The organism is Bordetella genomosp. 9 (genome assembly GCF_002261425.1).
Lineage (GTDB): Bacteria > Pseudomonadota > Gammaproteobacteria > Burkholderiales > Burkholderiaceae_B > Bordetella_C.
This window is the reverse complement of sequence record NZ_NEVJ01000001.1, coordinates 262158-274355: the sequence shown is the minus strand read 5'-3', so window position 1 is coordinate 274355 and position 12198 is coordinate 262158. Positions and strand designations below refer to the sequence as shown.

Here is a 12198-nt window from a genome sequence, read left to right as displayed (position 1 = left end):
TCACCGGGACGCGCGGAAGAATCCGCGGGCTATTGGGGGCTCAGGTTGGCGGTCTTCGCGATTTCGCGCAGTCGTTCCGTTTCGGCCAGCTGGAATTTGCGCATGGCTTCCGGTCCCAGGGGCATCATTTCTATACCGGGACTCTGGGCCATCAACGTCTGGATGCTCTTGTCCTGGTAAAGCTCTCCCATCGCCTTCGCCAATCTGTTCACGACGGCGTCCGGGGTTTGCGTGCGCACATATAGCGATGCCCAGGCATAACTGACGAAGCCGGGAAAGCCGCTTTCCTGCACGGTTGGCAGGTCTGGAAAATCGGGCAGCCTTCTCTCGCTTGTCACGGCCAGCATCCGCACGCGCCCCCCTTTCACCAAAGGCAATATGCCCACCAGGTCCACCACGGCCAGGTCGAGTTGGCCCCCGGCAAGGTCGGCGGCCGTGCCGGTCGCGCCCTTGTAGTAGATGGAGTTGAATTTGATGTCGGCCTTGCTGCTGAACCATTGCTGCGCTGCCAGATACAGGGGGCCGTACGTGCCGGAACTCAGTGGCGCCTTCGCCGACCGCGCCACCTCCACCAGGTCTTTCATCGACTTGATCGGCGACGATGCCGGAACGGCGAAGATTTGCGCGGTGCGCAAAATGCCACCCACCGGCCTGAAGTCCTTCACCGGGTCGTAGCCTGGGTCCTTCACCGTAATGGGGTTCAGCGAAATGATCGCGGACGTCCCTTCAAGAATCGTGTAGCCGTCCGCCGGCGCTCTCAGTTGCGCCTGCGCAGCCAGCAGCCCGTTGGCGCTGGGCATGTTCTCAACGTAGAACTGCTGCCCCAGCTTGTCGGTCAGGCCCTTTGCGAACAAACGGGTGAATACGTCTCCGCTGCTGCCGACGGCGAGCGGCAAGATGATCCTGACGGCCTTGTTCGGATAACTGGCGTCGTCCGCATGTGAAGGCACGGCCAGGGCCGCCATCGTTCCGGCGAGCGCGCCATGAGCGATAAGTCGTTGCCAGTTCATGTCTCCTCCTCGATTTTTTTTCATGGCGATCGTTGTCGCCGCGTCTGGATTCTGACACTGCAACGGCAAGCGAGCGTTCGTCATTTCGCATGGCTCGAATTGCAAAATTTGAATGCTCGCGCATGTTCGTCAGCGGCTAACGTTCCCTTCGAAAACGCAAACTTGTTCGGCCGAAGCGGTGGTTTGATACTCGGCAGTGTCTGGAGACGAGGAGCGGATCGAAAGCCATGGGAAACGAAGCGACGAACTATGAATTGCTGGCCTTGAAGTACGCGACGCGCATGGGCAGCCGCGGGCACATGTTCCTGGGCGGCGATGCGCACGACGGGCCATTGCGCATGGATTACTTCATCTGGAGCATTCGTGGCGGCGGCCGCATCATCCTCGTGGACACCGGGTTTACGCGCGAGGTTGCCGAAAAGCGCGGCAGGGATTACCTGATGACGCCGGAAGACTGCCTGCGCAAGGTCGGCATTGCGCCTGAGTCGGTCAGCGATGTGGTGATCACTCATCTGCATTACGACCACGCGGGCAACCTGGACAAGTTTCCCAACGCGACCTTCCACGTGCAGGACACCGAAGTCGCGTTCGCCACCGGCAAGTACATGTGCTTCGCATGCCAACGCAAGGCCTTCGAAGTGGATGACGTAACGGAGATGGTGCGGCTGGTCTACAAGGACCGGGTCCGCTTCCACGACGACGCCGGCGAAATCGCGCCTGGGGTCGAAGTGTTCCGCGTCGGCGGACATACGGACGGACTGCAAAGCGTGCGCGTTCGCACCGAACGAGGCTGGGTGGTCGTTGCTTCCGACGCGGCCCACTATTACGAAAATTTTGAACGCCAGCGACCGTTCGCGGGTGTGTTCAACGTGGGCGACATGTTGGCGGGCTACGCGAAGCTGTCGGAGCATGCCGACACGGTCGACCATATCGTTGCCGGCCACGACCCCAGGGTCATGGAAATCTATCCGCCGCTCAGCCAGGAGCTGGACGGTTGGGTAGTGCGCCTGGATCGGGAACCGAGAAAAACCAAGGGGCATTCGAATGGCTAGCGAACCAAGTCCGCAGCGCCGGGCGGTCGTGACAGGCGCCTCTTCAGGAATCGGCCTGGCATGCTGCAAGGAGCTGCTGCAGCAAGGCTGGAGCGTGGTCGGGCTCGACGTCGCGGAATCGCCCTTATTGGATGAAAAGTTCGAGGGCGCCGACCGCTACACGGCGATTGCGTGCGATGTGTCGTCCTCGGCGGAAATCGACAGCGCCTTCCGGACGATAGGCGAGAGAGGCGGGCTCGACGCATTGGTCTGCTGCGCGGGCATCCTGCGGGGCGGACCGCTGCTAGGGATGAGCGAGAAAGACTACGACGCCGTGTTCGACATCAACACGAAAGGGTCCTGGCTGGCCACGCGCGCGGCGCAGCCATTGCTCGCCCAGGCCCGCCAGGGCGCCGCCAGGATCGTTTTCGTTTCGTCGGGCGCTGCGTTGCGGCCGAAAATCGGGGCCGGAGCCTACGGCGCGTCGAAGTCGGCCTTGATCCATCTGGCCCGCGTGCTGGCGGTGGAGTTGGCGGCGGAAAACATCCTGGTCAATGTCGTTGCGCCCGCCACGGTCAATACGCCCCTGGTGCGCCGCCTGATGGAAAACACCGAAAACTACAAGGTGACCGGCTTGTCGCCATTGGGGCGTATCGCCGAACCTTCGGACGTTACCGCGGTAATCCGCTTCCTGCTGGGCCCGGATTCCGCGTACATGACCGGTTCGGTACTGTCGGTGGATGGTGGAACGACCGCCGCGTTCGTACCGTAAACAGGTATCAGGCGGACATCGCCATGCCGATCGCGTAGGCTGGAAAGAGGATTCGCCCAGGGAAAACACTGAGTTCAGCGTGCCGCTTCGCCCCTGTAACGAGTAGCGCCGGTGCTACCATCGATCGTTAAAGGAGACAGCGAAGGCACAAAAAAATGAACAGATACTACGATCTGGTGGACTTGCAGGTCTTGCTGGCAGTAGCCGAAGAAAACAATCTGTCGCGTGGTGCCATGCGCTGCAATCTGGCGCCCTCGTCCGTCAGCGTAAGGCTGAAGGGCCTGGAAGAAGCCATCGGCGCGCGCCTGCTGGTGCGCGAAGCGCGCGGCGTTGCATTGACACCCGCCGGACGGATCCTGGTCGAGCATGCGAAGAAATGCTTCGCGCAGTTGGACCAGATGCACGTCGACCTGCTGCCCTACGCGCGCGGCATCACAGGCAACGTTACGCTGTTCGCCAGCGACAACGCGATGAGCTTCCTGCCGGACGACCTGGCCGTGTTCTTCAAGCGCAATCCGAGCACGCGCGTCACATTGGAAGAACGGCCAAGCGCGGACATCGTGGCGGCTGTCGCCGCCGGTAGAGCGCCGCTGGGCATCGTGGCGTTCGAGACCGAGCATCCCGACCTGGAGTACCTGCCCTATCGCCAGGACGAGCTCGTCCTGCTGGTGCCGCGCGACCATGACCTGGGACAGCGCAAAGAGGTTCCCTTCGTCAGCTGCCTGTCGGAGCCGTTCATCTGCCTGGCGCACGGTAATGCGCTTCATACCTACCTGATCAGCCATGCGGCCAAGCTGGGCGCCGTGCTCGACGTGCGGGTGCAGGTATCGGGCTACCGCGCGATCGCCCAACTGGTGGCCGCGGGAGCCGGTGTCGGCGTGATTCCCCGCTCGACCGTGGTGTCCAGCGATCTGCAGACGCTTGCGGTGGTGAAGTTGTCCGATCCTTGGGCCATCAGGGATTTGCGCATATGCAGGAACCCGCGCATCCTGGGCAACAGCTTCAGCGACGACCTGGTAGAGGTGCTCTGTACCTCAGCCGCGCGCGACCTGCAGAATGACGCAGACGCGGCGACACCGATCACCGTCGCAGCAGTCGACACCGCCGTGACGGAAAGTTCAAACCGCTCGACGTCCGCGACCCGGTTCCCGGACAGGGAATTACGCCTGATCGTACCCATGGCTTCCGGTGGCGGCGCCGATATCTGCATGCGCATGATGCTGCCCACGTTGCAGGCCCTGTGGGGGCATGATGTATTCGTCGACAATCGAGCCGGCGGAACGGGCGCCGTCGGCCTGGCGGCGGCGAAAACATCTCGTCCCGATGGATACACAGTCGTGCTGTGCACGGCCAGCCACGCCGCCTTGCAGGCCACGCGCACAGTCCAGCCGTACGACCTGCTGAAGGATTTCGAGCCGGTCGGGCAGATGACTTCTACGCCATACGTATTGGTCGTGAACCCAAACGTGCCGGTTCGCACCATCGCGGACGTCATCAAGCTCTCGAACCAGAACAAGGACGGGCTGGTGTTCAGTTCTGCCGGCGTGGGCAGCATGCAGGCGCTGGCGGGCCTGTTGCTGGCCTCACGGGGCCACGCGCGCCTTCTGCATGTTCCTTATACGGGCGGAGGCCCCGCGGTGGCCGCCGTCCTGTCGGGGCAAGTCGACATGGTGTTTGCGACGCGGTTCGAGGCCCAGCCATACATCAAGTCCGGGAAACTGCGCGCCATAGCAGTCACCAGTTTGCAGCGCATGGACAACTCCCCCGATTTGCCGACGGTGGCGGAAAGCGGGCTGCCGGGATTCGAAGTCTCGCAGTTCTACGGCCTGCTCGCGCCGGCGGGCACCCCCCGTGTAGCCATCGAGACCATCAATAAGAAAGTCAGCGCCGCGCTTCAGTCTCCCGACCTCGTGAAACGCTATGGTAAAGAGGGCGTCCAGGTTGTGACGTCCAATCCGCAGGAATTCCGCGCGTTCCTGGCCAGTCACATAACCCGATTCAAGCCTTTGGCGTCAGAGGATACAGATGCCTTGGGCGCAACCGCCACATAGACGACCACCAGAGCCCGCAAAAGACCAAGGACGACATGCTCCTGAACCCCGAAGACCTGAACCAGATCTCACAGCGGACGCTGCGCCACTACGAAGACCGCGCCGAGGAGTTCCGCATCGGTACGCTCGATCACGACGTCAGCCAGAACATCGCTGCGCTGCTGGACAATATCCAGGGCCCGCCCCCCTACCGCATCCTGGATTTCGGCTGCGGCCCGGGACGGGATCTGCGGGTCTTCGCCGCGCGCGGACATCAGGCCATCGGGCTGGATGGCACAAGCCGTTTCGTGGAGATGGCGCGTGAGGATTCAGGCTGCGAAGTATGGCACCAGGACTTCCTGGCGCTCGATCTGCCCGCCGCGTCCTTCGACGGCATCTACGCCAACGCGTCGTTGTTCCATGTGCCAAGCCAGGAGCTGCCGCGCGTACTGGCCGATCTGCGTGCCGCCTTGAAAGCGGGTGGAGTGCTGTTTACATCCAACCCCCGCGGTTCCAACGAGGAGGGCTGGAATCGCGGCCGCTACGGGGCGTATCACGACATCGATACGTGGCGCGGCTATGTAGAACGGGCCGGCTTCACCGAAATCACGCACTATTACCGCCCTGCCGGCCTGCCCAGGGACCAACAGCCTTGGCTGGCAAGCGTGTGGCGCGCGGCGAAGTGATCGATCGGTATCGCCCCGAAAAGCCCATTGGTGGATGAGGGTTATCGCCGGGCTAGCTGGCCGAGGCGATCCGGGACTACGATGGATCCCGGCCCCTTCAGGCCGACACTCTTCCGAGGTCAGACATGGACTATCAACTCAAAGACAAACGCGCCCTGGTCAGCGGGTCGACCAAGGGTATTGGTTTTGCGATCGCGACGGCCCTGGCGCGCGAAGGCGCGCATGTCATCGTCAATGGCCGCACCGAGGCTTCGGTGGCCGACGCCATCGGCCGGCTGAAAGCGGATGTGCCCTCGGCCCAGCTCACCGGCTTCGCCGGCGACCTTTCCAAGCCCGATGACATCGCGCGACTGGTCAGCAACCATCCCGACGTCGATATCCTGGTGAATAACCTCGGCATCTTCGACCCCAAGCCGTTCGAAGAGATCCCCGACGCCGACTGGCAACGCTTCTACGACGTGAACGTCATGTCCGGCGTTCGTCTGTGTCGCGCTTACCTGCCGGGCATGAAGCAGCGCGATTGGGGGCGTATCGTCTTTATCAGCAGCGAGAGCGGCATCCAGATCCCGGTCGAGATGATCCACTACGGCATGACCAAGACGGCGCAGCTCGCGATCTCGCGCGGGTTGGCGGAGTCTTGCGCCGGAACCGGGGTCACCGTCAATTCCGTGCTGCCGGGTCCCACGAAATCGGAGGGCGTCAGCGAGTTCGTCGAGAAGCTGTCCGGCGGGGCATCGTTCGAATCCTTCCAGAAGACATTCTTCGAACAGGCGCGCCCCAGCTCCCTGTTGAAGCGCTTCATCACTCCGGAGGAAGTCGCGAACATGGTGGCCTACGTCTGCTCGCCTGCCGCATCGGCAACGACAGGCGCGGCGCTTCGTGTCGATGGTGGCGTCGTCAGGAGCGCGTTCTAGAAAACAACCAGGAGGAGATTCGAACGTGAAGATCGGGAAAAAACAAGGACAACCCGGCAAACTTTGGCACGCGCTCGCGCTGGCCGCCGCGACGCTATGCGTCGGCACCGCCAGCGCGGATGACAGCCAGGGCATCAAGATCGGCGTGCTCACGGATATGGCTGGCGTCACGGCCGACGCCACCGGCAAGGGCTCGGTCGAAGCCGCGCGCATGGCCATCGAGGAAACCGGCGGCACGCTGCTCGGCAAACCCGTCACCCTGGTCTACGCCGACCATCAGCACAAGCCGGACGTGGGCAGCAGCATTGCCCGCACCTGGTACGACACGCAGGGTGTGGACGTAATCGTGGACGTGCCCAATTCCGCCGTGGCGCTGGCCGTCCAGGCGCTGGCGGCCCAGAAGAAAAAGCTCTTGCTGATTTCCAGCGCCGGCACGACAGCCGTCACCCAGGCCCAATGTTCTCCCTACACGGTGCAGTGGACTTATACGACGTATGCGCTGGCGCGCGGCACGGCCAGCGCGGTGGTGCAGGAAGGACTCAAGAGCTGGTTCATCCTGGCCTCCGACTACGCCTTCGGGAAGCAGCTGGCGGCCGATACATCCAGCGTGGTGAACGCCAATGGCGGCAAGGTGGTCGGTACGGTCTACCATCCGCTGAACGCTTCGGATTTCGCTTCGTTCCTGTTGCAGGCGCAATCATCGCGGGCGCAGGTCGTTGCATTGGCCAATGCCGGTGGAGACACCATCAGCGCGATCAAGCAGGCAGCGGAGTTCGGCATCGTGCAAGGCGGCCAGAAGCTGGCGGCCATGCTGCTGCTCGATACGGACGTCAACAGCCTGGGCCTGCCAGCCGCGCAGGGAACGTACCTGACCATGCCGTTCTACTGGAACCAGAACGACGGTACGCGCGCCTTCAGCACCAAGTTCCAGGCGCGGGTGGGACATCCTCCAACCTTCCTGCAGGCGGGCGTCTATGGCTCGGTCCGGCACTACCTGCAAGCCGTCAAGGCTGCCGGCACGACCGATTCGGACGCCGTGATGCGCAAGATGAAGCAAATGCCCATCGATGACGCTTTCAGCATGAACGCGCGTATCCGGGACGACGGCCTGGTCGTGCGCGACATGCTGCTGGCCCAGGTCAAGCCCCCCGCGCAGTCCACGCAGCCCTGGGACTTCTACAACATCGTGCGGCGGATTCCCGGCGACTCGCTGGCATGGCCGCTTGCCGACAGCCAGTGTCCGGTGGTCCGCAAGTGATGCCGGCGACTGGCAAGCCGGCGATCCCGCTGCGCGACTTCGGCAGCTTTTATGCCGGGGGCCGGCCTCTGAGCGTCACGGGCGAGCCTGTGCGGACCATCGCCTTCACTCGCACCGCGTCGCTGACCTACGACCCCAATGGCCGCTATCACATCGAACATGCGTACGTGCAGTACTTCATTCCCGCGCAATTGAGCCAGCCCTTGCCGTTGGTGCTGCTGCATGGCGGCGGCATGACCGGTGCGATGTGGGAGCAGACGCCGGACGGGCGCACAGGCTGGCTGCAGGCCTTGCTGCGGCTGGGCCATGCGGTCTACGTGGTCGACAACGTCGAGCGCGGACGCGCCGGCTGGGTGCCGTTCGCCAGCGTATGGCCGGAGCCGCCGATCATCCGCAATGCGGAGGAATCCTGGTCCCTGTTCCGCTTCGGCGCCGCGGCCGACTATGCGCAGCGCAAGCCTTTCCCGGGGCAACGCTTCCCGACGCAGGCCATGGAAACGTTGATCCAGCATGCCGTGCCGCGCTGGCTGGGCAACAACGACATCGCGCTGGATGCCTTCTGCGCGGTGCTGGAGCGGGTGGGTCCGTGCATCGTGATGGCGCACAGCCACGGCGGCGAGGTCGCGTGGCGCGCCCTGCAGCGTTGTCCTGAAGATGTACGCGCGGTGATCGGCATCGAGCCGTCCGGCTTCTCGGAGCACGTCGACGCGGCTGCCGTGGACGGCAAGCCTTTCCTGTTCGTCTACGGGGACTTCCTGGATGCCACCCCACTGTGGCGCGACCTGGTGGCCGCGGGTAATGCCTATGGCGATCGGCTCGCCGGCCACGGCGGGAAGGTCAGCCGCTGGCTGCTGGCGCAAAGGGGCGTGCGCGGGAATTCCCACATGATGATGATGGACGACAACAGCGACGAGATCGCCGCCGAGGTGTCCGGCTGGATTCTCGATCACTGCGCGTCTGGCGGCGCGGCCGGCGGGCCTTCGAATGCCGCCGTTTGAATCGTGGTTTGAAGTACGGCTTGAAGCAAGAGGCGTCAGGAACCGGCCCCGTGCCCGGCCGGCGTGGTCTTCACGAAATCCGTGACGTCCTCCAGCACGGGGGCTGTCCAGCGCAGCGGCCACGCGAAGGCGCCGACCGCCAATCCGTGTCCCACCCGCGTGTAGCGTTTCAGCAGCACAGGCACGTGGGCCGCCCGCAGGGCGTCCGCCAGCCGATCGGTGTTGCGGACCGGGTCCACCACACGATCCGACGTCCCCGCGATCAATAGCGTCGGCGGCGCCGACGGCGATACGTACGCCAGCGGCTGCGAATCCGGGGGCGTGTTCGGAAAAGCGAAAATCGGCTTGATGTCCTCGTCGACGATAGGCAGGAAGTCGTATGGGCCCGCGATGCCTATCCAGCCGGCCAGCATGGCGGGCGTCGCCCCTGCCTTGCCCAGCCAGCGCGGGTCCAGCGCCACCATGGCGGCGTTGTAGGCGCCCGCGCTGTGTCCCGCCACGAACACACGGCGCGGGTCGCCGCCGTAGGTGGAGATATTGCGCAGGGTCCATGCGACGACGGCAGCCGCGTCTTCGACAAAGGCGGGATAGGTCACCAGGGGATAGACACGGTAGTCGGCCACCACCGCCAGTATGCCGCGCGTGGCCAGGGCATCGCCGACGAATCGATACTGGGCGCGCGACCCGCCGGACCAGCTCCCGCCGTAGAAGAAAACCACCACGGGCGGCGCCGCGACGTCCCGCGGCACATACACGTCCATGGACTGGCGCGGGTCGGTTCCGTAGTGCATATTGGCGATCACGCGAACGCCGTCGTTGTCCGGCACGAAAGCATTCAATACCTTCAAGGGCGAACACGCCACCAGCGCGATAAGCGCGGGCGACGCCAGCACGGCCCTCAATCTTCTGACATGACTACGCCAATACCGGCCGCAGCGCGACATCCAAGCCCTCCATGCGGCGATTCGAAGACGAGCAGGCCCGGCCGCGGTTCAGCTGCCCGTAAAGCGTTCCACGCGGCGTCCATCGTGCTTGCGATGCAGAAGAACGGAACCGGTGGATTGCGGGCGGCAGCACGCTCCCGCGGCAAGCCATGCATAAGGAGATACGGACGCGGGGCCGTCCTGGATGCACCGACCGCAAAAAAATAATGGATGAGCACGAGGCCGTTCACGGGCGGCGGGCCGGGCGTTCCCCCGGTATGGCCGATGGCGGCATCAAATGGGCAGCACCTCGCCCGTCATGATGATGGGGCCGGTGGGTTGGCCGTTGGGTGCGCCGCCAGGCGGCTCCAGCGACACGGCCAGGTTGGGTACATTCCGCAAGCCCTCTGGCGCTGGCAGCGAAGTCAGGCCGCCGGGGGCCACCAGGCCGAGCGATTGCGGCTGGCCGCCGGGCGGCAACGCCCACAGCTCCAGCACCCTGTCGCCCGCGAGCGCCCGCAGATCGCCCAAGGTCCGCACGTGCAGCACCCCGGAGGGATCCGCACGCACCACGAGCAGGGCCTGCGTCTGCGGCGACTGCAGCACCGCGAGCAGCTGCGCGCGCGCCGACCGGTTCACCTGCAGCGGATACAGGGCGACACCCGCCACCAGGACAAGCGCCAGCGCGGCGCTCAACAGGCGCCACGAATACAAGCCGCTCCAACCCCATGAAGTCGCCGGCTGGCGGCCCCGGATCCGAGTCCGGATGGCGCGCCATACCCGCGCCGGGGGCGCCACCGGCTTGAGCGACCATGCCAGGGGATAGATCTCGTTCTCCCAGTCGCGCAGGATCCGGCGCCAGTTGGCGTCGGCGGCGACCAGCGCCTCGAAGCGGCGGCGCGCGCCGCCGCGCATGCCGCCTGACACGTAGTCCGCAGCCAGCCGATGGCGTATTTCCTCACCGCGATAATTCATGACAGGCACCTCTTCAGGCGCTCCATGCCGCGGCGCACCCAGCTCTTGATGGTTCCCAGCGGCGACTCCAGGCGCTTCGCGATCTCGCCGTGGCTGAGGTCATCGAAGAACGACATCGCGATGGCCATGCGCTGCTTTCCATCAAGTTGCTTCATGCACTCGGCAAGGCGCTGGCTGTCCTGCGCGCTCTGCAGTCGGCCCAGCGGCCCCGCGGCATCGTCGGCCCAGGCATCGGCAAGCTCGCCGTCCGGATCGGGCCGCTCCAGTCCAGGCCGGCGCAGCTGGTCGATGCAGCGGTTGCGCACGATGCGCGTCATCCACGTCATCGCGTGGCTATGTTCGGTCGAAAACCGGGCCGCGTTCTGCCAGATGGCCAGGTAGCACTCCTGCAGCACCTCCTCGGCCCAATCCTTCCTGCGCAATATACGAGAGGCGAATGCGAACAGATGCGGAGAGGTCAGTCGATACAGTTCGGCCAGTGCGGCTTCGCTGCCGCGCGCGCACTCCGCGAGCAGATCGTCGAGACGTCGGGAATCGGACATATCGCTCCGGCGGGGCGGGCTGCAAGGACGAGCGCCGGCCATGGCAATCCGGCGATGGGCTCAATGGGGAAGCGCTCCTGGCGATGATATACCAGCCGGACGCACGGCCCGCTCACTGGCCTATCGCGCGTTTGGATGACAGCACGGCTTTTGCGCAGCCGTCTCCAAGGCAGCCGTTCCGGGTCGCGATGGCTGCACAAGTAATCGCTTGCGCCATTGCTGCGGAGCAATATATAAGACTGATTCCGGCGGTGCGCCCCAGGTCACAAGCCCATGGTGCGCCGCCGGGAACTCTTTCCCCTTACCCTCCGGGAATCTTCCATGCCTTACCCCGACCAGCACCCATTGCAGGCGCAGGCAGCGCCGTCGCATAACGCCTTCGACGATGCGTATGGGCTTTTCATCGGCATCCTGTTTGCCGCCATGGGCGTTTCGCTGCTCGCCCGAGGCGGCCTGATCACGGGCGGCATCGCGGGCATGGCCCTCCTGGGCTCCTTCGTGACGGGCTACGCGCCCGCGCCTCTCGTTCCCCTGATCAACATCCCTTTCATCCTGTTCTCATTCCATGCCATGGGCAGGACGTTCGGACTCAAGAGCGCCCTGGTCAGCCTGGCGATAGGGGTGGGCGTGAGCGCCATCAGCCGCTCCCTGGACGTTTCCGGCATCAGCAACGCCTTCGCGGCCATCGCCGGCGGGACTTTCCTGGGCATGGGCATCCTTTGCCTGGCGCGGCACAATGCGTCCATGGGCGGCACCAGCGCGTTGACCCTGTGGGTGCAGCGGCGCTCCGGTATCAACGCCGGCAAGGTACAACTGGCCTTCGACCTGGCCCTGTTCTGCGTGGCGGCGGCCTATCTTCCCCTGGCCAAGATACTCTGGTCCGCCCTCGGCACGTTCGCGATGAACGCGATGCTGATCGCCTGGCACAAGCCGGGACGCTACAAGGGCTAGCGCAGGGGTCTGGACACCAATTTTCTTGACCGATATCACGGAAGTCCGCGGTTCCAATTGAAATGTCATCCGCACCCGATTAAAACCGAGGCAGTCCAGCCCACCGGA

Annotated in this window: 12 protein-coding genes; 8 read left to right on the top strand and 4 right to left on the bottom strand. The window is 64.4% G+C overall.

The window, feature by feature from the left end; translation table 11 throughout:
- Positions 1–29 precede the first annotated feature (29 nt).
- Positions 30–1010 (bottom strand): Bug family tripartite tricarboxylate transporter substrate binding protein, encoded by a 981-nt coding sequence (locus CAL26_RS01195; RefSeq protein ID WP_179283200.1) that lies wholly within the window; start codon positions 1008–1010, stop codon positions 30–32.
- Between the two features lie 227 nt (positions 1011–1237).
- On the opposite strand from CAL26_RS01195, the gene CAL26_RS01190 reads away from it, so the two are divergent.
- The 7 genes from CAL26_RS01190 to CAL26_RS01160 all read left to right on the top strand — a co-directional run bounded on the left by CAL26_RS01190 (position 1238) and on the right by CAL26_RS01160 (position 8699).
- The gene (locus CAL26_RS01190) at positions 1238–2062 is read left to right on the top strand and encodes an N-acyl homoserine lactonase family protein (RefSeq protein WP_094845132.1); all 825 of its coding nucleotides are present in this window, start codon (positions 1238–1240) and stop codon (positions 2060–2062) included.
- Positions 2055–2813: an SDR family NAD(P)-dependent oxidoreductase gene (locus CAL26_RS01185; RefSeq protein ID WP_094845131.1), complete on the top strand. Its 759-nt coding sequence runs from the start codon at positions 2055–2057 to the stop codon at positions 2811–2813. The genes CAL26_RS01190 and CAL26_RS01185 overlap by 8 nt, the downstream gene beginning before the upstream one ends.
- Before the next feature lie 155 nt (positions 2814–2968).
- The gene (locus CAL26_RS01180; RefSeq protein ID WP_094845130.1) at positions 2969–4864 is read left to right on the top strand and encodes a LysR family transcriptional regulator; all 1896 of its coding nucleotides are present in this window, start codon (positions 2969–2971) and stop codon (positions 4862–4864) included.
- A gap of 35 nt (positions 4865–4899) precedes the next feature.
- The gene (locus tag CAL26_RS01175) at positions 4900–5529 is read left to right on the top strand and encodes a class I SAM-dependent methyltransferase (RefSeq protein WP_094845129.1); all 630 of its coding nucleotides are present in this window, start codon (positions 4900–4902) and stop codon (positions 5527–5529) included.
- Positions 5530–5654: 125 nt separating this feature from the next.
- Positions 5655–6443, top strand: a complete 789-nt coding sequence (locus CAL26_RS01170; RefSeq protein WP_094845128.1) for an SDR family NAD(P)-dependent oxidoreductase — start codon at positions 5655–5657, stop codon at positions 6441–6443.
- Positions 6444–6468: 25 nt separating this feature from the next.
- Positions 6469–7701, top strand: coding sequence for an ABC transporter substrate-binding protein (locus CAL26_RS01165; RefSeq protein ID WP_373454430.1), 1233 nt, complete (start codon positions 6469–6471; stop codon positions 7699–7701).
- Complete coding sequence (locus CAL26_RS01160; protein WP_094845126.1) at positions 7701–8699, top strand: alpha/beta fold hydrolase; 999 nt, start codon at positions 7701–7703, stop codon at positions 8697–8699. The genes CAL26_RS01165 and CAL26_RS01160 overlap by 1 nt, the downstream gene beginning before the upstream one ends.
- A 35-nt stretch (positions 8700–8734) precedes the next feature.
- Here CAL26_RS01160 and CAL26_RS01155 read toward each other — a convergent pair whose 3' ends face one another.
- The 3 genes from CAL26_RS01155 to CAL26_RS01145 all read right to left on the bottom strand — a co-directional run bounded on the left by CAL26_RS01155 (position 8735) and on the right by CAL26_RS01145 (position 11139).
- Positions 8735–9592 carry an alpha/beta hydrolase gene (locus CAL26_RS01155; RefSeq protein WP_306437082.1) on the bottom strand — a complete coding sequence of 286 codons (858 nt, stop codon included), beginning with the start codon at positions 9590–9592 and terminating at the stop codon, positions 8735–8737.
- Between the two features lie 324 nt (positions 9593–9916).
- On the bottom strand, positions 9917–10597 hold the full coding sequence (locus tag CAL26_RS01150) for an anti-sigma factor (protein WP_094845124.1): 681 nt from the start codon (positions 10595–10597) through the stop codon (positions 9917–9919).
- Entirely contained in the window at positions 10594–11139 is a 546-nt protein-coding gene (locus CAL26_RS01145; RefSeq protein WP_094845123.1) for an RNA polymerase sigma factor, read from the bottom strand. Before CAL26_RS01145 ends, CAL26_RS01150 begins: the two co-directional genes overlap by 4 nt.
- 321 nt (positions 11140–11460) lie before the next feature.
- Here CAL26_RS01145 and CAL26_RS01140 point away from each other — a divergent pair, with 321 nt between their 5' ends.
- Positions 11461–12090 (top strand): YitT family protein, encoded by a 630-nt coding sequence (locus tag CAL26_RS01140; protein ID WP_094845122.1) that lies wholly within the window; start codon positions 11461–11463, stop codon positions 12088–12090.
- Positions 12091–12198: the final 108 nt, after the last annotated feature.

Bases quoted from the DNA above. Each gene is read 5' to 3' on its own strand.
- CAL26_RS01195 (WP_179283200.1), bottom strand. From the start codon at position 1,010: ATGAACTGGCAACGACTTATCGCTCATGGCGCGCTCGCCGGAACGATG.
- CAL26_RS01190 (WP_094845132.1), top strand. From the start codon at position 1,238: ATGGGAAACGAAGCGACGAACTATGAATTGCTGGCCTTGAAGTACGCG.
- CAL26_RS01185 (WP_094845131.1), top strand. From the start codon at position 2,055: ATGGCTAGCGAACCAAGTCCGCAGCGCCGGGCGGTCGTGACAGGCGCC.
- CAL26_RS01180 (WP_094845130.1), top strand. From the start codon at position 2,969: ATGAACAGATACTACGATCTGGTGGACTTGCAGGTCTTGCTGGCAGTA.
- CAL26_RS01175 (WP_094845129.1), top strand. From the start codon at position 4,900: ATGCTCCTGAACCCCGAAGACCTGAACCAGATCTCACAGCGGACGCTG.
- CAL26_RS01170 (WP_094845128.1), top strand. From the start codon at position 5,655: ATGGACTATCAACTCAAAGACAAACGCGCCCTGGTCAGCGGGTCGACC.
- CAL26_RS01160 (WP_094845126.1), top strand. From the start codon at position 7,701: ATGCCGGCGACTGGCAAGCCGGCGATCCCGCTGCGCGACTTCGGCAGC.
- CAL26_RS01150 (WP_094845124.1), bottom strand. From the start codon at position 10,597: ATGAATTATCGCGGTGAGGAAATACGCCATCGGCTGGCTGCGGACTAC.
- CAL26_RS01145 (WP_094845123.1), bottom strand. From the start codon at position 11,139: ATGTCCGATTCCCGACGTCTCGACGATCTGCTCGCGGAGTGCGCGCGC.
- CAL26_RS01140 (WP_094845122.1), top strand. From the start codon at position 11,461: ATGCCTTACCCCGACCAGCACCCATTGCAGGCGCAGGCAGCGCCGTCG.